This window comes from Anaerostipes faecis, assembly GCF_910574135.1.
GTDB lineage: Bacteria > Bacillota > Clostridia > Lachnospirales > Lachnospiraceae > Anaerostipes > Anaerostipes hominis.
On record NZ_CAJSYK010000010.1, the window covers coordinates 58,618 to 81,158 of the forward strand.

At 41.0% G+C, this 22,541-nt stretch carries 17 protein-coding genes, 1 pseudogene and 1 CRISPR repeat array; of the genes and pseudogenes, 11 read left to right on the top strand and 7 right to left on the bottom strand.

All coding sequences use genetic code 11. The features are described from left to right. Nucleotides 1-65: 65 nt before the first annotated feature. Both mltG and nifJ read left to right on the top strand, forming a co-directional pair. Complete coding sequence (gene mltG, locus QGT46_RS08560) at nucleotides 66-926, top strand: endolytic transglycosylase MltG (RefSeq protein ID WP_301590385.1); 861 nt, start codon at nucleotides 66-68, stop codon at nucleotides 924-926. 274 nt (nucleotides 927-1,200) lie between these two features. After that, a complete protein-coding gene (gene nifJ / locus QGT46_RS08565; RefSeq protein ID WP_148459480.1) occupies nucleotides 1,201-4,725 on the top strand; it encodes a pyruvate:ferredoxin (flavodoxin) oxidoreductase in 3,525 nt (1,174 codons plus the stop codon). A gap of 56 nt (nucleotides 4,726-4,781) precedes the next feature. Here the strand turns inward: nifJ and QGT46_RS08570 are convergent, their stop codons facing one another. The 6 genes and pseudogenes from QGT46_RS08570 to QGT46_RS17270 all read right to left on the bottom strand — a co-directional run bounded on the left by QGT46_RS08570 (nucleotide 4,782) and on the right by QGT46_RS17270 (nucleotide 10,460). Continuing rightward, nucleotides 4,782-5,642 (bottom strand): MurR/RpiR family transcriptional regulator, encoded by an 861-nt coding sequence (locus tag QGT46_RS08570; RefSeq protein ID WP_148459479.1) that lies wholly within the window; start codon nucleotides 5,640-5,642, stop codon nucleotides 4,782-4,784. 46 nt (nucleotides 5,643-5,688) lie between these two features. Next, nucleotides 5,689-6,324, bottom strand: coding sequence for a dihydroxyacetone kinase subunit DhaL (gene dhaL / locus QGT46_RS08575; protein ID WP_148459478.1), 636 nt, complete (start codon nucleotides 6,322-6,324; stop codon nucleotides 5,689-5,691). A gap of 10 nt (nucleotides 6,325-6,334) precedes the next feature. Then, a complete protein-coding gene (locus tag QGT46_RS08580; RefSeq protein WP_148459477.1) occupies nucleotides 6,335-7,333 on the bottom strand; it encodes a dihydroxyacetone kinase subunit DhaK in 999 nt (332 codons plus the stop codon). A 39-nt stretch (nucleotides 7,334-7,372) separates the two neighbouring features. Then, entirely contained in the window at nucleotides 7,373-8,245 is an 873-nt protein-coding gene (locus QGT46_RS08585; protein ID WP_148459476.1) for a sugar phosphate isomerase/epimerase family protein, read from the bottom strand. Nucleotides 8,246-8,259: 14 nt separating this feature from the next. After that, nucleotides 8,260-9,456 (bottom strand): hypothetical protein, encoded by a 1,197-nt coding sequence (locus tag QGT46_RS08590; RefSeq protein WP_148459475.1) that lies wholly within the window; start codon nucleotides 9,454-9,456, stop codon nucleotides 8,260-8,262. A gap of 31 nt (nucleotides 9,457-9,487) precedes the next feature. Further along, nucleotides 9,488-10,460 (bottom strand): annotated as a pseudogene (locus QGT46_RS17270) (DUF4432 family protein). 213 nt (nucleotides 10,461-10,673) lie between these two features. Between QGT46_RS17270 and QGT46_RS08600 the strand changes: the two are divergent. The 8 genes from QGT46_RS08600 (at nucleotide 10,674) to QGT46_RS08635 (ending at nucleotide 17,774) form a co-directional block, all read left to right on the top strand. Next, complete coding sequence (locus tag QGT46_RS08600) at nucleotides 10,674-11,552, top strand: ketose-bisphosphate aldolase (protein WP_148459474.1); 879 nt, start codon at nucleotides 10,674-10,676, stop codon at nucleotides 11,550-11,552. Between the two features lie 22 nt (nucleotides 11,553-11,574). Further along, nucleotides 11,575-12,024: a PTS sugar transporter subunit IIA gene (locus QGT46_RS08605; protein WP_148459473.1), complete on the top strand. Its 450-nt coding sequence runs from the start codon at nucleotides 11,575-11,577 to the stop codon at nucleotides 12,022-12,024. 13 nt (nucleotides 12,025-12,037) lie between these two features. After that, nucleotides 12,038-12,343, top strand: coding sequence for a PTS fructose transporter subunit IIB (locus QGT46_RS08610; RefSeq protein WP_148459472.1), 306 nt, complete (start codon nucleotides 12,038-12,040; stop codon nucleotides 12,341-12,343). Between the two features lie 26 nt (nucleotides 12,344-12,369). Next, nucleotides 12,370-13,452: a PTS fructose transporter subunit IIC gene (locus QGT46_RS08615; protein ID WP_148459471.1), complete on the top strand. Its 1,083-nt coding sequence runs from the start codon at nucleotides 12,370-12,372 to the stop codon at nucleotides 13,450-13,452. A gap of 121 nt (nucleotides 13,453-13,573) precedes the next feature. Then, nucleotides 13,574-15,214 carry a Na/Pi cotransporter family protein gene (locus QGT46_RS08620; RefSeq protein WP_148459470.1) on the top strand — a complete coding sequence of 547 codons (1,641 nt, stop codon included), beginning with the start codon at nucleotides 13,574-13,576 and terminating at the stop codon, nucleotides 15,212-15,214. A 344-nt stretch (nucleotides 15,215-15,558) separates the two neighbouring features. Beyond that, nucleotides 15,559-16,215: a ribulose-phosphate 3-epimerase gene (rpe, locus tag QGT46_RS08625; protein ID WP_148459469.1), complete on the top strand. Its 657-nt coding sequence runs from the start codon at nucleotides 15,559-15,561 to the stop codon at nucleotides 16,213-16,215. Between the two features lie 2 nt (nucleotides 16,216-16,217). Continuing rightward, a complete protein-coding gene (locus QGT46_RS08630) occupies nucleotides 16,218-17,039 on the top strand; it encodes an Mrp/NBP35 family ATP-binding protein (RefSeq protein ID WP_024726444.1) in 822 nt (273 codons plus the stop codon). Between the two features lie 321 nt (nucleotides 17,040-17,360). Further along, the gene (locus tag QGT46_RS08635) at nucleotides 17,361-17,774 is read left to right on the top strand and encodes a 3D domain-containing protein (RefSeq protein ID WP_034548802.1); all 414 of its coding nucleotides are present in this window, start codon (nucleotides 17,361-17,363) and stop codon (nucleotides 17,772-17,774) included. A gap of 44 nt (nucleotides 17,775-17,818) precedes the next feature. Here the strand turns inward: QGT46_RS08635 and QGT46_RS08640 are convergent, their stop codons facing one another. Further along, entirely contained in the window at nucleotides 17,819-18,733 is a 915-nt protein-coding gene (locus tag QGT46_RS08640; RefSeq protein ID WP_148459468.1) for a nucleotidyltransferase family protein, read from the bottom strand. Between the two features lie 350 nt (nucleotides 18,734-19,083). Continuing rightward, a CRISPR array of direct repeats spans nucleotides 19,084-20,354; the repeat unit is 30 nt; unit sequence GATAAACAATAACAAGAGTTGTATTGAAAT. 254 nt (nucleotides 20,355-20,608) lie between these two features. Here QGT46_RS08640 and QGT46_RS08645 point away from each other — a divergent pair. Then, complete coding sequence (locus QGT46_RS08645; protein WP_148459467.1) at nucleotides 20,609-22,537, top strand: BglG family transcription antiterminator; 1,929 nt, start codon at nucleotides 20,609-20,611, stop codon at nucleotides 22,535-22,537. Nucleotides 22,538-22,541: the final 4 nt, after the last annotated feature.

A 22,541-nucleotide genomic window follows, 5' to 3' on the forward strand; every position in this document is an offset into this window, starting at 1 on the left:
GGGTGGTATTTCAGAACAATATCAGTATAATGAGAGATAATCAGTGTCGAATTATGGAGGAATTTATGGGGTTAAGTTTTTACGAAAAGAAAAAGAAATCAAAAAAACTGTGGATTTTACTGCTGGCTCTGGTCATTGCTGCCCTGGGTACAGCCTGCTGGATGTTCAAAGTGAAAAAAGAAGAGCGCGAACAGGCTGCGAGAAAAAAACAAGAAGAGCGGACGGTCAGGATCACGATACCAGAGGGCTATACGGCAGAACTTGCGGCGAAGAAATTTGAACAGAATGATGTCTGCAAGGCAGAAGATTTTTTGAAAGCCGCCGATGATCTTGACAGTTATTCTTATGAGTGGTCGAAATCGGTGCCCGAAAAGGCACAGGTAAGCTATAAACTGCAGGGATTTTTATTTCCTGATACCTATGAGGTATACAAGCATACCGATGCCAAAAAGATCGTGGCTATGATGCTGGACAATTTCAATACCAAATGGGAGCAGCTATCCAAAGAAAACAAGACCGGTCTCACACCATATGAAATCGTGACTCTGGCGTCTGTCGTTGAGAGAGAGGCCAAGGTGGATGCTGAATATGCAAAGATCTCCGGTGTGATCTACAATCGTCTGGACAAAAAAATGAAACTCCAGATTGATGCAACTGTGCTCTATCCTCTTACAAAAGGGAAATATAATAAGAAAAGAACACTGTATAAAGACCTGGAAGTGGATTCCCCATATAATACGTACAAAAATCAGGGTCTCCCGGAGGGGCCGATCTGCAATCCGGGGATCAATGCTTTGAAGGCAGCAGTTTCCCCGCAGAAACATTCTTATCTCTATTACCATACAGATAAGACCGGAAAGGGAACTCATATTTTCTCAGAAACCTTCAGTCAGCACGAAGAATCTCTAAAAAATCAGGCAAAATAGACAAAAGACACTGTTATTTTTTGGACAAGATTTTTCCTTAAAAAAAAGCTTCATAAAGTACTAAAAAAAATACGAAGAAATTTAGTTAAAATCCTTTAAAAACCCGTTTGAATGATGTAAAATAAGGCTGTATACATGATTGTATACAGTTTTATTTTGTTCTAAACAACGGTCCCGTTGTTGTGATAACATCCTGTCTCCTTTGTAAGGAGAAGGGAAAAACTTAAGTGTAGATTGTTAATATTTGCACAAGATTTTTTTAGGAGGAAGAAACATGGCAAGAAAAATGAAAACCATGGATGGTAACACAGCCGCAGCACACGTATCTTATGCGTTTACTGAGACAGCTGCAATCTATCCGATTACACCATCCTCACCAATGGCAGAATCAACAGACCAGTGGGCAACACAGGGAAAGAAAAATATTTTCGGACATCCTGTAAAATTAGTTGAAATGCAGTCTGAAGCCGGAGCAGCAGGAACAGTACACGGTTCTCTTGCAGCAGGTGCACTGACAACTACTTACACTGCATCTCAGGGATTACTGCTGATGATTCCTAATATGTACAAGATCGCAGGTGAATTAATGCCTTGTGTATTTGATGTATCTGCACGTGCAATCGCATCTCATGCACTGAATATTTTTGGTGATCACTCTGACGTTTACGCTTGTCGCCAGACAGGGTTTGCAATGCTTTGCAGCTCCAGCGTTCAGGAAGTCATGGACTTAGGCGCTGTTGCTCATTTATCTACAATCAAGGGAAGTGTTCCTGTATTACATTTCTTCGACGGATTCAGAACATCTCATGAGATCCAGAAGATCGAAATGTGGGACAATGAAGACCTTGCAGATATGGTGGATTACGAAGCTCTTGAGAAGTTCAGGGCAAACGCTTTGAATCCGGAACATCCGGTTCTCCGCGGATCTGCACAGAACCCAGACATCTTCTTCCAGGCAAGAGAAGCATGCAACAAATACTACGATGCATTCCCGGCAATCGTTGAAGATTACATGAACCAGGTAAATGCTAAGATCGGTACAGATTACAAATTGTTCAACTACTACGGTGCTCCTGATGCTGAATCTGTGATCATCGCTATGGGATCTGTATGTGAGACCATCGATGAGACCATCGATTACTTAACAGCAAAAGGCGAAAAAGTAGGTGTCGTTAAAGTAAGACTTTACAGACCGTTCGTTGCTGAAAAATTAGTGGAAGTGATCCCGGAAACTGTTAAGACAATCAACGTTTTAGACAGGACAAAAGAACCGGGATCTCTTGGTGAGCCATTATACTTAGATGTTGTTTCCGCATTAAGAGGAACAAAATTCGAGCAGGTGACAATCAACGGAGGACGTTACGGATTAGGTTCTAAAGATACAACTCCTGCTGATATCATCTCTGTATTTAACAATAAAGACAAGAAAGAATTTACTGTTTCAATCAATGATGATGTGACAAACTTATCTCTTGAAAGAGGAGAAGCAGTTTCTTCCACACCGGAAAGCACAGTAAGCTGTAAATTCTGGGGCCTTGGAGCTGACGGTACTGTTGGTGCTAACAAGAACTCTATCAAGATCATCGGTGACCATACAGATAAATATGCTCAGGCATACTTTGATTATGACTCTAAGAAATCAGGCGGTGTTACAATTTCCCACTTACGTTTTGGTGATGACCCGATTAAAGCAACATACCTGATCAACAAAGCTGACTTTGTAGCATGCCATTGTGCTCCGTACATCACAAAATACAACATGGTTCAGGACTTAAAAGATGGCGGAACATTCCTCTTAAACTGCAGCTGGCCGGTAGAGGAGATTGGAGATCACCTTCCGGGACAGGTAAAAGCTTACATGGCTAAGCACAATATCAAGTTCTATGTGATCGATGGTATCAAGATCGGTAAAGAAATCGGACTCGGCGGACGTATCAACACAGTTCTTCAGTCTGCATTCTTCAAGTTATCAGGAATCATTCCGGAAGCAGATGCGATCCAGTACATGAAAGATGCAGCTACCGCTTCTTACAGCAAGAAGGGTGACCATATCGTTAAGATGAACCATGACGCGATCGAAGCAGGTGCCAAGAGCGTCGTAGAAGTTCCGGTTCCGGCAGAGTGGGCTGACTGTGCAGAAGAAAGCTTACTGCACCCAGTATCCGGAGACAGAAAAGAGCTTGTTGATTACGTCAACAACATCCAGAACGCTGTCAATGGACAGATCGGTAACTCCTTAAAGGTAAGCGACTTAGTTCCTTACGCTGACGGACATATGCCTCAGGGATCTGCAGCATATGAAAAACGTGGAGTTGCAGTAGATGTTCCTACATGGAATCCGGACAACTGTATCCAGTGTAACTTCTGTGCTTACGTATGTCCTCATGCAGTGATCCGTCCGGTTGCGATGACAGAAGAAGAACTGGCAGCAGCACCGGAGGCTACAAAATCACTTCCGATGACAGGAATGCCGGATTACAAATTTGTTATGACAACCACTGTTCTTGACTGTACCGGATGCGGTTCCTGTGCAAATGTCTGCCCAGGAAAGAAAGGCGAAAAAGCCCTTACTATGGTATCCTTAGACAGTATGAGAGATCAGCAGGAAGTTTACAACTACGGACAGTCATTACCTGTCAAAGAAGATATCTTCGACAAGTTCAAACCGGAATCTGTTAAGGGAAGCCAGTTCAGGAAACCTCTCCTTGAGTTCTCTGGAGCTTGTGCAGGATGTGGAGAGACACCATATGCAAAACTGATCACTCAGTTATTCGGTGAAAGAATGTACATTGCCAATGCAACAGGATGTTCTTCCATCTGGGGCGGTTCTTCACCGGCAACACCTTACACAGTAAACAGAGAAGGACAGGGACCGGCTTGGTCAAACTCTCTGTTTGAAGACAATGCTGAGTTCGGTTTAGGTATGTTCACAGGACAGACTACACTGAGAGCTCAGACAAAAGAAAAAGTTGCTGCCCTGGCAGAGACAACAGAAAATGCAGATGTAAAAGCAGCTGCAGCTGAATATTTAGACACTTACACAGACGGCAAGAAAAACGGAGCGGCTACCAAGAAGTTAGTTGCAGCGTTAGAGGCATGCGGATGTGATGAAGGAAAAGAGATCCTTAAGATGAAAGATTACTTATCTAAGAAATCTCAGTGGATCTTCGGCGGTGACGGATGGGCTTACGACATCGGATTCGGCGGTGTTGACCATGTACTTGCAAGCGGTGAAGATGTAAACATCTTTGTATTTGATACAGAAGTTTACTCTAACACCGGCGGTCAGGCATCTAAATCCACACCGGCAGGAGCGATCGCTCAGTTCGCAGCAGCTGGTAAGGCTGTGAAGAAGAAAGACCTTGCAGCAATTGCAATGAGCTACGGATATGTATATGTTGCTCAGGTTTCTATGGGTGCTGATTACAATCAGACAGTCAAAGCAATCGCAGAGGCAGAGGCTTATCCGGGACCTTCACTGATCATCGCTTACGCTCCATGTATCAACCACGGTATCAAGGGCGGAATGAGCATTGCTCAGTCTGAAGAAAAGAAAGCAGTTACATCAGGATACTGGAATTTATTCCGTTTCAACCCTGAATTAGCTGAAGAAGGAAAGAATCCATTCTCCTTAGATTCTAAAGAGCCTACAACAGAATACAACGATTTCATCATGGGAGAAGTTCGTTACAATGCATTGGCTCGTCAGAATCCTGAGAGAGCAAAAGAATTGTTCAAACAGGCTGAAGAGAATGCAAAAGAAAAATATGCGCGCTTAAAAGAAATGGCAGAAAAATAAAAAAGCTCAATAAAAGAAACCGGGGCACTGATTTTACTCAGTGCCCCGGTTTCGTTCTATAATTTTGTTGTGGATAGAAGAACTTCCATGTCTTCTGTACGTTTTTTGATGTCGGGATGTGTTTCTTGTGCCTGATTGATTGAAAATGTTTTGACTGCATAGAGAAGTGCATCGCAAATAGCCATGGAACATAGATGCGAAAGCGGTTCTTTTGTCTCGTTAAATAGAGGATGCTCCTCGTGGCTGGAAAGAATATAGTCGGATGTCCGGGCCAGAGGTGAGTCACTATCTGTGGTAATGGATATAATCTTCATTCCGATATCTTTTGCCACATCAGCAGCCTGAAGCACCTGTTTTGAGGTGCCAGAGCCGGAAATTGCGATAACAACATCTTCCTTGCAGCCTAAGCTGATGTTGTTAATATAATACTCGGAGATAGAACTGCTGAATGATTGAATGCCAAATCGGGAAAGGCGGAAACTCAGATCCAGTGCGATTGGTGTAGTGTTTCCTATGGCAATAATATGAACTGCGTGAGCTTTAAGCAATACAAGAGCACATTGCAGCAGCATATCTTTGGATAAGTTGGACGAGATGTTCCTTAAACTCTGAATATTACGTTCAAAAGTATAGGCAATGAAATCTGTTTGTTCATTGATGTCGGTTTCATTAGACTTTGTCCCGATATCTCTGGATAAGACTAAACGCATTTGGTAGTATCCCTGATAACCCAAGTGCTTACAGGTTCTTACAACAGTTGCCTCGCTGGTGCCACTGGCCTTGGCGAGTTGGGATACATTCATCATAATAACTTCATCAGGGTGTTCTTTTATATATTTTGCAATTTGTTTCTCTTTAGAAAAAAGCTGTTGGTAAAGGGTGTCAATGCTGTCTAAAACATTTGTCTCACTTGACATACATCCTCCTTTCGCTGGTAATGAATGGTTAAAACACATAATACCATTATAATATAGACTGGATAGAAGTTGCAAGAGTGCTCAGAATGAAATAACAGCTGGTGGCACCTGCATCCAGAACACCGCGGCTTCGTTCTCCCAGGCGGCTTGCCCGTCCAATCTTCGCAGTCATTTGCTCGGTAGATTTCCAGCCTTTTTCTGCGGCCTCTTTTAAATCTGTCAATGCAGCCGAAAAAGATCTGCCCAAAGAAAGAGATTGATCAAAGGCATTAATGGCAGGAATCAGAGTATCCATTAGTGTTTTATCGCCAGGTTTTGCATTTCCAATGTCAGATACAGCATCTCTGGCTTCATGCAGCATTTCCTGAAAGATAACAGCATTAATTTCTTCTTTTCCTTCGGAACGCTCAGAAAGTCCATTGAAAAAAGCTCCATAAAGAGGTCCCATAGATCCCCCGATATCTTGTAATAGGGTGTCGCTAAGAATAGAAAATCCTTTTGTCATGGTGAGATTTTTTTCGCTTAATTTATTTGCTGCCATGGTAAAACCTTTATTCATATTAATTCCATGATCACCATCGCCGATCTTTCCGTCTATCTCGCTCAGATAATTCTTCTTTTCCTGAATGATGCGTATGATATCCCATACAATTTGTATTCCTTCGCGATTTTTAAATGTCATATTATCCTCCTCATAGTTGTGTTAACCCAACGGAATCACAAGGCATATCAATACATTCCTTGAGTTCATCATCAAGTTTCATAATAGTGAGTGTTATTCCCATCATGTCCAAAGAAGTAAAATAGTTGCCAACATATGCCTTATATATGCAGATTCCTATATCTTTTAATAGCTCTTCTACTCTATTGTAAACAATATATTGTTCCATCAGCGGAGTAGCCCCAAGTCCTGAAAGTAAAACGACAACTTCGTTTCCACTTTCAAAAGGCAGATCGGGAAGAATGTTTGCAAGCAGTTCTTCTGCGATCTCATCAGCAGTTTTCAATGGTTCCACTTTTATGCCGGGTTCCCCGTGATGTCCAATGCCAACCTCCATAGTTCCGTCCTCTATCTGAAAATTCGGATGACCGACTGCTGGTATTGTACATGGAGCTGTCCCTATTCCTACAGACCTCGTATTGTTAATTGCTTTTTGTGCAGCTGCGATAACACTGTCCAGATCAGCTCCCATGGAAGCTTTTGCTCCTCCGACCTTCCACATGAGTACTTCGCCTGCAACTCCGCGGCGTTTTTTCAGTTCATCCTTCGGTGCTGAAGCGCAGTCGTCGTTGGCAACCACTGTTTTTACGTCGATGCCAAGCTTCTTTGCCTTTCTTATGGCCATTTTGACATTCATATTGTCTCCGGCATAATTCCCATACAGGCAGGCAACACCTTGTCCTGAATTAGCTGTTTTTATCGCATCCAGAAATGCTTTTGCGGTTGGTGAGGAAAAGATTTGTCCTATAGCGGCAGCGTCACAGAGGTTTTTCCCCAGGTAGCCAATGAAGGCGGGTTTGTGTCCGGAACCCCCGCCAGTAACAATACCCACTTTTCCCTGTATTGGTACTTTCTTATACTTTAAGACCTGAGGGTTTTCTGTCTCAGAAATTAAGCGGCTATTGGCTTTAACAAAACCCTTTGTCATATCTTCTACCATGAAATCAGCATCATTATAAATCCGGTTCATAATATATTCCTTTCTTGTTCTCTTATATGAGTCGTAAATTCAAAGTGCCCTTTTATCTATACTGTTGGAAATATTTTTGAGGTTTTTTAATCCTTTGACAGCCAATTCTTCACCGGTGTCGGCAAAATTGCGCCAAATAGCACAATTTGCGGATAACTCTTTGAAACCTGGATCAAACGATTCAATGACAAGAGGACCATTATAACCGACTTTTTTTACGGCACGGAAAAATTCTTCAAATGGAACAAGCCCGGTACCTGGGATACCACGGTCATTTTCATTGACATGAATATACCCCAGATATTTACTGCCACAAGTTTTGACTGCTTCTGTAAAGCTTTTTTCTTCACGAATCATATGGAAACAATCCAGGTGTACCTTTACATTATCAAATCCTACATCCATGCAAAATTTTACGGCATCCTCGGCAACATTCAGAAAGTGTGTTTCAAAACGGTTTACACATTCAACACATATGGTTGTTTTTCCGGTCTTTTTGGCATATGCGGCTGCCTGTTTCATATTATGTACGGCCCATTTCCATTCCCGATCTGTGCGGGGTTTCCCGGTTAGATACCCCCAAGCCGCATAATTTACTCCGCCTAAAATCGGTGCATTTAAAGTGTTGCAGATATCAATACATTTTTTCATAGCATCCAAAGCATTATGTCGTATGAAAGGATCAGGGGAAATGGGATTAGTTTCTCTGGTTAATGTAGTGGTGCATACACATGCAATTCCAACTTTATTTAATTCCTTTTTTACCTGATCAGCAGGAAAAGTGAAAGGATTGGATATGGCAAAATCAATTATTTCAAATCCAAGTTCTTTCGCTTTAGAGATAATCCATAAATCTTTTTCTGAAAAGGATTCGGTCCAAATAAAGCTGTCAACTCCAAATATAAATTTCATAAATACCTCCAAGTTTAGATATTGACTGGAACTTCAGGATTGTTATTGGCATAGTTCTGAAGAATGACCAGTGGTTCATAAGAACTGGTATTTTTAATGAGCACACCGTCTTTTGCCGCTTTTTCTGAGACAAAAAATTCATCGCCGGAGATATCATCAAAACGAAGGAGTCCAGGCGCTTCACACTCATAACAGCCAAAGTTCCCGTGGCCTTGTGTGACCAAAGCACCGTAAGCTGCCTGATCGGTGAGAGTGTAAGACTGACCGGGGAGGATAGTGACCTCTTTTGCGGCAACAAAATCATTTGCATATGCAACCCACTTTTCAATAGCTTTGTCTGATACGATCTTGTTTTTAGGCATGCGGAAGTACGTCTCTTTATAGTCTGGACGAGTGCTTTCCTCCCAGTCGATTTGAGAAAAAATAGCATCCAGATCATCTTTTTCTTTCTCCGGGGCGCAGTCGGTCAAGAGATTATGAGGGTTTATCTCTCCCATGGTGACATTTTCCATAATCGTATTTACATCACTGTTCCACTGCGGTTCGAAAGTTACCACAGAGGCCGGTGCATGAATGACTCCTGCGGGAGTATACCATCCTGTTCCAAGTTTGATGCGATAAGCTCTGGAAAGCTCCGTGATCCTTGTATCCTTTTTATCATAATTTTTCAGACAGTACATAACATCCTCTTTTGTTGTGGATGGATCAAAACCAAAGTAAGTCAGAGGAAATCTTCCCAGATAGGAGGCGTTATACTGTGGCGGGAAGTAATAGGCTTCCGGCTTTCCGTGCATCCCGATTTTATTTGCGCGTTCTTCTGTCAGGTGCAGATGATGAAATAAAGGTTTGTCATAGTCGTATAATTTAGCGAATACAGGCCAGGTTTTGTACTGCTCCATCAATGTTTCTCCGATTAAATCAGAACCTAATTCATTTACAAACTCTGAGAGAAGGATTTTTTCTTTTGTCCTCTTGTCTGCCAAAACATAACTCATACCCTCTGTTTCTCCGGTTTTGGGACCGTTGAGAGCCTTGGTAATGGAACCGAGCCAGCGTTCACAAATACCTCCGCGTTCCATGCCGAAGGCATAATAGTCATCAGGGTGAAGCCGAAGTCTGTGTCCCGGTTCATTGAACCCTCTTGGCACCCAGGTCGGTATAAGCTGTAATATACAATTTCCTGCTTCAAATACTTTTTTAATTTGTGACATGAATATTACCTCCTTAAAATGAACAACTGTTTTATTTATAAAATTCTTGTGGAATCTTATGGTTAAACAGATTGACAGTAACAGAAAATTTTTTGGATTCTCGTGGCGCTAATGAGAGAATGCTCCCTGAGTTTCTCGCAAGATGCCGGCCGTCTAAAGTTGCTGTACAGGGTTCCAATCCAAGAACATAATCGCGTTCTCTCATCATTTTCCACTGGACACTTTGAGGAAAATGCTCAGTAGGAAATTTGATCTGTATGCCAGTATGAATGTTTGCGTTATAAACGATTGTGTTTGCAATATCGGTATTATAAAAATGATAAAAACATTGTTCAGCGAAATTTGGAGTTGGAGGATGTATCTGATTCCAAAAATCCAATGCATCAGCCGCCTCCCGGTCTCTTGGTAAGACGTTAGCCGAATTAATAAAAAGTTCTGCATTTTCATCCAGCAGAGGGTATCCAAGATTTATATGATACAAATACATTAAAGGCTCTGTCTTTGAACCTTCGTTCAGGATCTTGTCTTTTAGTATGATAAATATAATCTGACGGCGTATTTCCGATGTTTCCATGTAGACCGTGGAGTTTTCCTTCATCTTCATTGGGAGATCCGATGTTGTTAAGACTGCAGGTTGTGAGGAAACCGCAGTTAAATGATTTTAGAAAGCCAAAGCCATCCTGATCCGTAGAATAGTAAGCTGACGCTACATTGCCTGCTACAGAAGTATAGCTTAAATTTTTTCCATCCAGATAAAGACGGGAAATATCGGCGCAGCGGTCGGCATTAACTGTAAGTTCCAGTCCTAAACCGTTTCGCGCATGAAGCATGTGCATATGATCACCTTTTCCGTTCATTAAGCGGTATTCTTCCACACCCATAATCTGGGACGGATGGCCTATATAGTTTATTTGCTGCATAAAACCTCCTTCATATAATTGATATAGTAAAAACCAAATGGACATATAAAGAAATAAAATTTTATAAAAGAAATATAATTTCATATAAACCTTGGTTTTGAATGAATATTAGCATATATTTGCTGGTTTGTATATAGTAAAATAAAAATTATAAAATAATATTTCATAAAATGATTGACAAAGATCATATGGAAAGTTATTATAATAATATAAAAATTAACAAAGCAAAATATATGATTAAGAATTGCTTTGTTAAAAGTAACCCAATCACCCATCGATTCAAAAGGAGATTTCATTATGTTGTTGAACATGAAAGATTTACTGGCAGTTGCTAATGAGCATAATTTTGCTGTACCGGCATTTAATATTGGCACAGGGCAGATCTTAAACGCAGTGGTTGAATGTTGTGAGGAGAAACAGGCACCGGTTATTTTAGCGATCCACCCAAACGAATTGGAATTTCAGGGAGACAGCTTTATTGAAATGTGTAAAGACCGGGCAAATAAGTCTCATGTTCCAATGTGTATTCATTTAGATCACGGGGAGACGATGGAACAGGTACAGAGAGCAATTCGCTGTGGATTTACTTCTGTCATGATAGATGCATCAGGCAAAGCATTTGAGGATAATATTTTAATTACAAAAGAAGTGATTAAAGTTGCCCATCCGTTGGGAGTGTCCGTGGAAGCTGAACTCGGCACCATTGGAGATATCAAGGAAGATTCAGGAAATCGTGAGATTGGAGCAAAAGAGATTGTATTTACAAAACCGGAAGACGCAGAGAAATTTATTGAAGAGACAAACTGTGACACTCTGGCAATAGCCATTGGTACAGCTCATGGTATTTATCCGAAAGATTTTGTGCCGCATTTAGAGCAGGAACTGCTGACAGAGATTAAAAATAGAGTTTCTATTCCTTTGGTGCTTCATGGAGGTTCAGCAAATCCCGATTCGGAAATTGCCGAAGCAGTAAAAAGGGGAGTGAACAAGATCAATATATCTTCTGATATTAAGGATGCTTTTTATCAGCAGACAAGAAAAACTTTGGAAAATGATGCTGTTATCAGGGAGCCATTTGATTTGTACATCGACAGCATTTTGGCAATGAAAAAAGTTGTGAAACAGAAGATTGACCTATTTAATGATGCAGATAAGATGAAGTATTATAAATTGTGATTATTTTGAAAGGAATGTAGCTATGGATATCAAAAGCGCATTAGATGACAGAGTGATCCATCCGAACCTTTTGGCAGTAAATAAAGAGGATGCTTTAAAAAAGATGGTGGAAATGCTGGAAAAGGCAGGATATATTGATAATGCAGACGGATTCATTGTGGATGTTATGCAAAGAGAAAGTCAAGGCTGTACAGGAATTGGAAATTATATAGCGATACCACATGGGAAAAGTTTATCTGTAACGAAAGTTGGAGTTGCAATAGCAAAACTTCAGAATGAAATCAAGTGGGAAACCAATGATGGAAAAGGAGTCAGGGTCATCTTTTTATTTGCAGTTGGAGCTGATAATAAGGATGCTATGGAACATTTAAAATTGCTTGCACAAGTAGCAGGAAAGCTGGGAAACGACGAAGTTGTTGAAAAACTTTTAAGTGCAGACTCTGTTGAGGAGATTAAAACTGTATTCGAATAGGGAAGGAGCGCCTATGAACATTGTTGGAGTAGCCGCATGTACAGCTGGAATTGCGCATACATATATTGCAAAAGAAAAGCTTGAGAATGCCGCCCGAAAAAGGGGACATAGAATTCATATGGAAACACAGGGAGTGATCGGTGTTGAAGATGCGTTAAGCGTTGAGGAAATTGAGGAAGCCGATGTTGTCATTTTGGCAACGGATGTGAGTATTTCCGGGAAAGATCGATTTGAAGGAAAGAAAGTAGTGGAAGTACCCACAGAGACTGTGGTTATGTCCCCGAATAAATTAGTAGAAAAGATAGAGGAACTTATATAAAGAATTACAGAAAGGATGTATATAATATGAAAGCACTACAAATAAAAAAACATATGCTTACCGCGATTTCTTATCTGATCCCATTTGTATGTACTGCAGGTATGCTGATGGTGATCGGCAATATCGCGGGAGGAGCTGCTGCAGACGACTTTACCAAACAGCTTGATTTAGCTGATTTTTTAACAACTATTGGTGGAACTGCACTGGGCTTTCTTCCGATTATTATTTCTACAGGAATCTCTTATAGTATAGCAGATAAAGCCGGTATTGCGCCGGGTGTAATTCTTGGTCTGCTCTGCAGGGATGCGGGATTTGGTTTTTTAGGAGGACTGGTAAGTGGCTATCTGGTCGGCTATCTCACCGTCTGGCTTCTCAAGGTCATCAAAGTGCCAAAATGGGTTGCGGGATTACTGCCCCAGCTGATTCTGCCGCTGATCGGTTCTCTGGCAGTGGGGCTGGTCATGAAATATGTGATCGGGATTCCAATTAATGCCCTGACGAATGCAATTACTAATCTTTTAATAAATATGCAGAATAATACCAGCATGATCATACCGTTTGGAATCTTAGTTGGAATTTTATCGGCGGTTGACTACGGCGGACCGATCAATAAAGTTGTCTTTGTTTTTTCCTGTGGAGTTATGGCAGAAGGAATCGGCGGACCAATTGCAATTTTGATGCAGGCATCAATGATTGCACCATTTGGTCTGACAATCGGATATTTCTTATCTAAGATTATGAAGAGAGATATCTTTTCCAAGGAAGAAGTGGATAACCTAAAATCTGCATTTATTATGGGGTGCTGTATGATAACAGAGGGTTCTTATCCAATCATTTTAAATGATCTTATTCGAATCACAATTTGTACTGGTGTTGGTGCCGGCGTGGGAGGGGCTGTATGTGCTGCTCTGAATGTAACATCCAAGGTCCCGACGGGCGGACTGTTTGCACTCCCTGGATTTAATCATCCTCAATATTGGCTTTTAGCATTATTGATAGGTTCCTGTGTATTTGCAGTACTTTTACAGTTTTTAAAAAGAAAACCTGTTAAAGGAGAAGGTGAACTTGAAGAAAAAGAAATTAACTTGGCATCATTAAAAATCAGTTAATCCAAACAAAGTTTAACCTTGATTTTACAAGGATTTAACATAATTCTCCACGAAAATCATGTAAAATAAAATTGCCGTTAAATTTTATAGAAGTGTATGTGAGACAAAGGAGAATTAAAATATGAATACAACGATTGTATTGGGCCTGCTGGGAGGACTTGCCCTGTTTTTATACGGGATGCAGATGATGGGCTCCGGGCTGGAAGCAGCAGCGGGGAACCGGATGAAACACATACTGGAGAAGCTGACATCCAACCGGTTTTTAGGAGTCGCAGTAGGAGCCGGTATCACAGCTGTTATCCAGTCGTCTTCCGCTACGACGGTCATGGTTGTGGGATTTGTTAATTCAGGGCTGATGACTCTCAATCAGGCGGTTTGGATCATTATGGGAGCCAATATCGGGACAACCATTACCGGACAGCTGATCGCGCTGGATGTAGGAGCTATGGCACCGGTCTTTGCATTTGCGGGAGTGGCGATGATCCTGTTTCTCAAGAAGCCTAAAATCCAGTACACAGGACAGATTATTGCAGGGCTGGGTGTATTATTTATCGGTATGGATATGATGAGCAGTGCAATGATGCCGCTTCGGGATGCCCCTGCATTTATTAACCTGATGACCAAATTTTCCAATCCCGTAGTGGGAATATTGGCAGGCGCCGGCTTTACCGCCCTGATACAGTCGTCTTCCGCATCGGTGGGAATTCTTCAGGCTATGGCCTCCAGCGGACTGATAGGATTTAACAGTGCAGTCTTTGTGCTGTTCGGACAAAATATAGGGACATGCATCACTGCAATTCTCGCCTCCATCGGAACTGGCAGAAGCGCAAAGCGCACCACGGTGATCCATCTGCTTTTCAATATTATCGGAACGGTCATTTTCACGACAGTTTGTCTGACATTGCCACTGGGGGACCTGGTTGCGTCATGGACTCCGGGCAATGCCCCGAGGCAGATCGCCAACATGCATACCCTGTTTAATCTTGTCACAAGTTTTCTTCTAATCCCATTCGGAAACCAGCTGGCATCCCTTGCGGTGAAAATCCTCCCGGAGAAGGAAGAAGAGAAAGAGAAAAAGAAGCACTTAAAATATTTAAGGAGCTGGGATGCTGGACTGGACCCCAGAATCGGAGGAGCTGCCATCCATATGGAAGAGGTAGGGAAAGAAATCCGGAGAATGCTTGAAATGGCAAAGGAAAATGTGGATGAAAGCTTTCAGGCATTTTTGATGGGAAGCAGTTATAAACTAAAGGAAGTGGCAGAGAGAGAAGAATACATAGACTACCTCAATAAAGAGATATCAGGAGTTATCTCCAAGATGATGGTATCTGAGACGAATGAAAGGACTTCCGAAATGATCAGCCTGTATTTTAAGATGACGGGAAACATAGAACGAATTGGTGACCACGCCGTCAATATATGTGATTACACAAAGATTATTGAAAACAAGGAGATTAAGTTTTCACGCCAGGCCAGAGCGGAACTAAAAGAGATGAAGCAGATCTGTCACAATATGTTTTGCTATTTTCAGAGGGAGATACAGGATACAAAAAAATGGCTTGAGGATCTTCATGAGATGGAGCGCTTCGTCGATGCGAAGACAAAAGAGTTTTATGATAGCCACCTAAGGAGGATGAAGCGGGGTGAATGTAATGATGAGGCCTGCATCATTTATTCGGAGATGCTGGTGGATTTTGAACGTATTGGTGATCATCTGTGGAATATGGCAAAGGCCATGAGGGAGATTGCAGCAGAAGTTTAATATAAAAGGAAATAGCCTCGTTTCCTTTACACAGGAAAGAAGAGAAAGCAAACGTAAGCTTCCAATCAACTGCGGTATAGTCAGAGTATGACTATGCCGCTTTTTCTTCCTGATTTACTCATTCACTCCTTTAGCTGTAAGGGTACAATGAAGTCAGCAATCAAAAAGGAGAGTTTGCTATAATTAATTCATTGTTAGAAGTCAATAAAAGTTATTCAACTCGGATATGTTTCGCCAATACATTAAATTTTTCTGATATGTAGTATTCCTTTTCTTCACTCTTTTCTCTGCAGTTATGATATAATACAACTGTTAGCGTATTAGAGGAAAAAGGAGAAGGTAGCATGGAATACATTTTATCGCCGTCGATTTTATCGGCAGATTTCAAGACACTTGGTGACGATATCAAAAAAGCGGACGCTGCTGGGGCACAGTGGGTCCATATTGATGTGATGGACGGAGCCTTTGTTCCGAATATTTCATTTGGAATGCCGGTTATCAAAAGTATCCGCAGTGTAACGGACAAAGTATTCGATGTCCATCTGATGGTAGAAGAGCCGGGCAGATTTATTGATGAATTTGCGGCATGCGGGGCAGACTATATAACAGTACATGCAGAGGCATGCACTCATCTTGGCCGTGTGATCCAGCAGATCAAACAAAGGGGCCGTAAAGCGGGAGTTTCGCTGAATCCTGCAACTCCGCTGAGTGTTCTTGACTATGTGCTGGATGATCTTGATATGGTACTCATTATGTCGGTGAATCCAGGTTTTGGAGGACAGTCTTATATAGAAGCAATGGATCAGAAGATCAGGGATCTGAGAAAAATGATTACAGACAGAGGACTCGATGTGGACATTCAGGTGGACGGAGGAGTGACAGCTGATAATATCGCTCACATCAAAGACTGCGGCGCCAATGTATTCGTAGCCGGATCTGCCGTATTCAACGGAGATATTGAACAAAATATACAGAATTTATTTAAGGCAATGGAGGTATAGAGATGAGTGAGTGTACTCACGACTGCAGCAGCTGTGTGGAAAGCTGTTCTGACAGAACGCAGTCACAGACAGATTTTATGGAACCATTATATAAAGACAGCAGTGTAAAAAAGGTCATCGGAGTTGTGAGCGGCAAAGGCGGCGTGGGGAAATCTTTGACCACAGCCTTGCTTGCGGTGGCGGCAAACAGAAAAGGTCTCCACACAGGTATTCTGGACGGAGACGTGACAGGACCGTCCATTCCTCAGGCCTTTGGTCTGCATGAGAGACTTTTGGGCAATCAGGAAGGGATTATTCTCCCTGCGCTCACAAACTTCGGCATCGAGGTGGTGTCAGTGAACCTGATGCTGGAAGAGGAGACTCAGCCGGTGATCTGGAGAGGCCCGGTGGTGGCCGATGTGGTCAAACAGTTTTGGGGTAAGACATTATGGCGTGACATCGACGTAATGTTTGTGGATATGCCGCCGGGAACAGGGGAAGTGCCTCTGACGGTATTCCAATCCGTGCCTCTGGATGGGATCGTTGTGGTAGCTACTCCTCAGGATTTGGTTGGAATGATTGTTGAAAAAGCAGTCAATATGGCTAAGATGATGAACATTCCAATCCTCGGAATCGTGGAAAATATGAGTTACATCAAATGTCCGGACTGTGGAAAAGAGATTTCTATTTTTGGAGAGAGCCATATAGACGGAATTGCCGAAAAGTACCAGATCCCAGTGCTAGGAAAACTTCCGATTGATCCAAAGCTTACAAAAGCCTGTGATGAAGGCCTGATCGAAGATGTAGAAGAGCTGTATTTGGACGGAGTGATCGAAACTCTTTAAATAGCTGTTTTTAACATAATGTCGAATTCTTTTCTTAGTTATCAGATTTTAAGTTAATATAGAATAGCATTCAATAAAAAAGAGATGAATCCCATGGATTTGTCTCTTTTTTTGTAATATATTCGTAATATTAATTTGGGGATATCTGGTGGAATCATGTTCTTTTTTTAATACAACGGTTGACAAATCGTTAATTGTTAAGTAAACTAGCACTAAGTTGTTACGAAAATATTTCAAATATTTAAAAAGTAAGAATAAATCTTAAAAAACTATCATAGGTTATACAGTAACCAAAATGATTTGCTTTAGAAAGAGGATATTATGAAGATTTTAAAAATAGCAGCAAAGAAAAAGTTTTTACTGCTTGCCATGATGGCAGCAGTAGTGACGGGTGCACTGTTTACCGGTTCATCATCTACAGAAGCTAAGGCTAAAAAAGTACAGTATTTAGGAAAATATAAATTGACCGCATACTGCGGATGCAGAAAATGCAGCGGAGGCTATGGAAACAAAACCGCTACGGGAAGAAGAGCCAAACAGGGACGTACGATTGCCGTAGATAAACGAAAGATTAAACTGGGAAGTAAAATTAAGATCAAGGGAAAAACATATGTAGCCGAAGACGTGGGCGGCGGAGTAAAAGGAAAACACATCGATGTTTATTTTAATTCCCACAAAAAAGTAAAAAAATTCGGACGCAAAAACAACGTCAAAGTATATAAGATCAAAAAATAAAAGAGAAACTGCTGTACTTCATGTAAGAATGTACAGCAGTTTTTTTAAAACTGTTCCGGATACAGACCTTCAGATTTCATGGCTTTCAGAGCATCCATGACATGCTGCTTGTCCTCTTTATATGTCACACCATACCATTGATCTCTGGAGACCAAAACGTCCATTGTAGCTTTTCCTTCCTTCATCAGCAGGCTGGCCACGCTTGGTATAAAATATTCACATTTTAATGGATTCTCTTTTAGAGAAGCAGAGAGGAATTTTGAAAAACCGGTTTCCAATTCGTCTATGATCATAGGGCGGAATCCAAAAAAGTTCATAGATACAAGGGTGTCAAACGGAAGAGATGTCCACGTATTTCCGTCATCTTCTGTAAACTCGGCGTGATCTCCGCGCTTTTCAATATGAGTCCGCTCTGTGATGGAGAGCAGCTGATGATTTTCATCAACTTCACAAATTCCTCTGGATACATATCCGCTGTCTGTCACAGTATTTCCAAGATGGTATCCGACCATTGCAAATTTTGCTTTGGCGGAAGAAGACTCTTTCATAAGAAATTGGGCCATAGCCTGATAGCCGTGGATGCCGTAATAATCATCGGCATTGATAACGGCAAATGGTTCCTCAATAAATGGCTTGGCACAGAGAACCGCATGGGCGGTACCCCATGGCTTTATCCTGCCTTCCGGGACAGAGAAGCCGGCAGGAAGGCTGTCCACTTCCTGAAATGCATAACAGACTTCCATTCCGTCCGGAATCCGGGAACCTACCGTCTCCTTAAAATCTGTTTCAATCTCTTTTTTAATTATAAACACTACTTTTCCAAAACCGGCCCGTTTTGCATCATAAATAGAATAATCTATAATTGCATGTCCCTGGTCATCCATAGGGTCCATCTGTTTCAGCCCCCCGTAACGGCTGCCCATGCCGGCGGCAAGAATTACTAACGCTGGTTTTTTCACTTTTGATACCTCCACATCAATTTCTGAACAACATTATACCTTATCGCGCAAAGCGCGTCCACCCGAAGGGTATAAAATACGGTGTGCCCTGTGGGTATAACATACCTTATCATATGAAGCACGTTCATTCGAAGGGGATAAAATAAGGTGTGAAAAGTACAGAGAGGCTGTTTGAGTTTCCCAACCCCGAAACAGGGAAAAACCCTGAGAAGCGGCGTGAAATGGCGAATTAGACTTAGTTTAAGCTGGGAAACACAAAAAAACAAATTAGTTGGGAAAAAACAAAGGAAACGTTGATTTTATCAGGAAAACTGGCTATAATAAAAAACAGAAATGGCTTAAAAGCGTTGGATAAACAATAACAAGAGTTGTATTGAAATACTTATTCAGACCGCCAATTACCGTATTCACCAACGATAAACAATAACAAGAGTTGTATTGAAATTTGCTTCTCGGTCAAATAACGTTATGGCTTCTTCAGATAAACAATAACAAGAGTTGTATTGAAATCTTCTAATCCGGTAACTTGGGCAATGTAGTCACTGTGATAAACAATAACAAGAGTTGTATTGAAATATATTTTGCAGAACCAGCTGGCAACGGTGAAGGACAGATAAACAATAACAAGAGTTGTATTGAAATATTCAACAAACGAATTATATTCGTATTCTTTCACAGGCGATAAACAATAACAAGAGTTGTATTGAAATCCAATACATTATTTTCTATTCGGATTACGTATCCTGATAAACAATAACAAGAGTTGTATTGAAATTCGATCACGACGGTCGGCTTCTTTCCGCTGTTTAGATAAACAATAACAAGAGTTGTATTGAAATTCCATTCCATAATATAAAGATACCTTTATCATGTGGATAAACAATAACAAGAGTTGTATTGAAATGCAATCGCTGTTGTGATATCTGCCCAGTATATGAAAGATAAACAATAACAAGAGTTGTATTGAAATGCAAACTCCTCTCTGAGCTTGCTTTTTATATCTAGATAAACAATAACAAGAGTTGTATTGAAATTAGCAAGGATATACCCCGCTTCTACTTTCTTCTGGATAAACAATAACAAGAGTTGTATTGAAATGTTTAATATTGGACATGGCATAAAGTACGGAAGCGAGATAAACAATAACAAGAGTTGTATTGAAATAATACTCCTGAGTCGAAGAAGTGGTGTTTAAATTCGATAAATAATAACAAGAGTTGTATTGAAATTAAATGGACTTAGAAAAAAAGGCGATAGAACGAATCAGATAAACAATAACAAGAGTTGTATTGAAATTAGGTAAGGTCGTTGAACTAAGAGCAAAATTCTTCTGATAAACAATAACAAGAGTTGTATTGAAATGTATTTTCCCAATGCTTTTTTACTCCTATCTCCAGATAAACAATAACAAGAGTTGTATTGAAATAGAATAATAATTGAGGGGCGGTATTTCTGCCCAATATGATAAACAATAACAAGAGTTGTATTGAAATTGAAAATATTTCCGTCCGGCGTAGTCCCGGCAATATAGATAAACAATAACAAGAGTTGTATTGAAGTTTAAAATTTTCTTTTAGTGTTCCGCTAATTGGATAAACAAAAACAGGAGTTGTCCTAAAAACAATAGTGAAGTTCAACAAAACAATATTCTGCTTAAATTCAACAATCTTTCTTTTACCCAAAGATCCGGTCTCCCCGGATCTTTATTATATATTATATAAATACAAGAATCCCAGGTATGGTATATGGTCTTTGATACAATCCTGCTTTACCTGCGGCAGACCCGCTTATTATCAGTTGCGGAATAGGATACTGTTAAGGTATAATGATATATATGACCAGCGGATATAAAAGTAACACAAAAGAGGGATTTGAATGTTTAATCAACGACAAATTGAAATTTTATTAGAATTCTGCAATCACTCCGATGAGTTCCTGACAGCGTCCCATTTTGCAAAGAAACTGGACGTGAGCCTACGGACGGTTCAGGGGGACATGAAAGTGATCCGGAAGGAACTTGCGGATGAGACGTGTGCGGAATTGGTTTCCAAGGCTTCCAAGGGAAGCTGTATCCAGGTGAAAAACTATGATGAATTTTCTGCATTCGTGAATTCTCTGTACCAGCAGTACACAACGGTATCTCTCAATTACCCTACAAGCCGCATCAGCAAGATACTGCTTTTGCTCCTGAACAGACACCGGGCCGTATCTGTTATGGAATTGGAAGACAAGTTTTATATTTCGAGATCCACACTGCAGAATGATTTGAAGAAAGTAGAGGAAATCCTTGAAAAGTTCCAGCTGGAACTATTAAAAAGCAGCAATAAAGTCATGATCGACGGATATGAGATCAATAAGAGACGATGTCTGGCGGAACAGGACCTCTATCTGGCCCATATCAAAAATGAACAGGGCATGGTATATATTGATGAGAGACAGCTGGCAAAGATTAAAAATATACTGACTGATATTTTTGTGAACTATAAGTATCATATTATGGACACCGACTTCAACAATGCGATTCTGTTTTTGAATATCATGATCTGCCGGATGGGCGAAGGATTTTACATACAGCCGGGCGAACTGGATATTTCGGAACAGCTGGGCAATGAGTACGAGATTGCCAAAGCAGTCTTTGGAAAAATCAGCCGGAGATTTTTCATAAAAGTGCCGGATGAGGAGATACGGTATTTTTCTCTATACCTGAAGGGACAGGGCAATAACAGAGATTCAGATACAATTACCCAGGAGATGGATAATTTTATTTCTGAAGCTTTTGAAGAGATCCGGCGGAACTTTGGAGTGGATTTTACTGACAACATAAATCTGCGGATCACATTGGCACTGCACTGTATGTCTTTGAGTATCCGGATCAAATATGACATGCAGGTAAAGAATGATATGCTCAACTATATCCGGGAGACCTTCCCGCTTGGATATGATATTGGAGCTTATTTTGCATTTCTGCTTCATCAGCAGTATGGAAAGCGGGTGTCGGAAGATGAAGTGGCGCTCCTGGCCGTCCATTTTTACAGCAGCCTTTTGGAGCTGAACAGTCGCCAGGGAAATAAAAGGATTCTCGTGATCTCCGCTTTGAAAAACAGTATGACGCTTTTGATGAAACAGACCCTGCTGAAATGGTTCTCGGAGTATGTCTCTGTTATAGACTTCGTCAATCCTATGGATGTGACGGAAGACATGCTGGACGAATATGATATCTTTCTGACCACAGAAAAAGAAGAATTTTTTGAGAAGGGGCTGGCAATGTATGTGGATACATTCCCCAATCAGCATGATTATATGAATATTAAGCTGAATATTGATGGATTTAGGGATATAGAAGATGTGGCAGATATTTTTCATCCGGAGCTGTTTTCCAGCGTGAAATCTTCGAATAAGGAAGAAGTGCTCAGTATGCTCTGCGAAAAATCCACTGCTTATTTCCAGGTAGAAAATCTTCATTTACAGGTTTTACAGAGGGAAGAAATCGGCAGTACCTTTTTCAGCAAACAGATCGCAGTGCCTCATCCGATGTATGCGGTTTCATCCGATACGTTTGTGGCAGTGTGTGTATCGAAAGAACCTATCATTTGGGATGAAGAGAAAAATGAGGTACACTTAGTGATGCTGATGCACATCGGAAAAAATAATCCGCAGGCATTTCAGCTTTGGGACTATTTTTCCAAAATGTTCGCCGATAAGTCTCTGGTGGAACGTCTGGTGGAAGATCCGTCTTATCCTAATTTTATCCGGCTGGTAAAAGGGGCTCTGGAGACAGGCATCAACAGTACGGAGACAATTTAAGATC

What these genes read in the sequence shown, in the direction of transcription:
- QGT46_RS08600 (WP_148459474.1), top strand. Translation starts at nt 10,674, where the DNA reads ATGTTGTTGAACATGAAAGATTTACTGGCAGTTGCTAATGAGCATAAT.
- QGT46_RS08645 (WP_148459467.1), top strand. Translation starts at nt 20,609, where the DNA reads ATGTTTAATCAACGACAAATTGAAATTTTATTAGAATTCTGCAATCAC.
- mltG (WP_301590385.1), top strand. Translation starts at nt 66, where the DNA reads ATGGGGTTAAGTTTTTACGAAAAGAAAAAGAAATCAAAAAAACTGTGG.
- nifJ (WP_148459480.1), top strand. Translation starts at nt 1,201, where the DNA reads ATGGCAAGAAAAATGAAAACCATGGATGGTAACACAGCCGCAGCACAC.
- QGT46_RS08635 (WP_034548802.1), top strand. Translation starts at nt 17,361, where the DNA reads ATGAAGATTTTAAAAATAGCAGCAAAGAAAAAGTTTTTACTGCTTGCC.
- QGT46_RS08630 (WP_024726444.1), top strand. Translation starts at nt 16,218, where the DNA reads ATGAGTGAGTGTACTCACGACTGCAGCAGCTGTGTGGAAAGCTGTTCT.
- rpe (WP_148459469.1), top strand. Translation starts at nt 15,559, where the DNA reads ATGGAATACATTTTATCGCCGTCGATTTTATCGGCAGATTTCAAGACA.
- QGT46_RS08590 (WP_148459475.1), bottom strand. Translation starts at nt 9,456, where the DNA reads ATGTCACAAATTAAAAAAGTATTTGAAGCAGGAAATTGTATATTACAG.
- dhaL (WP_148459478.1), bottom strand. Translation starts at nt 6,324, where the DNA reads ATGACATTTAAAAATCGCGAAGGAATACAAATTGTATGGGATATCATA.
- QGT46_RS08615 (WP_148459471.1), top strand. Translation starts at nt 12,370, where the DNA reads ATGAAAGCACTACAAATAAAAAAACATATGCTTACCGCGATTTCTTAT.
- QGT46_RS08585 (WP_148459476.1), bottom strand. Translation starts at nt 8,245, where the DNA reads ATGAAATTTATATTTGGAGTTGACAGCTTTATTTGGACCGAATCCTTT.
- QGT46_RS08620 (WP_148459470.1), top strand. Translation starts at nt 13,574, where the DNA reads ATGAATACAACGATTGTATTGGGCCTGCTGGGAGGACTTGCCCTGTTT.
- QGT46_RS08610 (WP_148459472.1), top strand. Translation starts at nt 12,038, where the DNA reads ATGAACATTGTTGGAGTAGCCGCATGTACAGCTGGAATTGCGCATACA.
- QGT46_RS08580 (WP_148459477.1), bottom strand. Translation starts at nt 7,333, where the DNA reads ATGAACCGGATTTATAATGATGCTGATTTCATGGTAGAAGATATGACA.
- QGT46_RS08570 (WP_148459479.1), bottom strand. Translation starts at nt 5,642, where the DNA reads ATGTCAAGTGAGACAAATGTTTTAGACAGCATTGACACCCTTTACCAA.
- QGT46_RS08605 (WP_148459473.1), top strand. Translation starts at nt 11,575, where the DNA reads ATGGATATCAAAAGCGCATTAGATGACAGAGTGATCCATCCGAACCTT.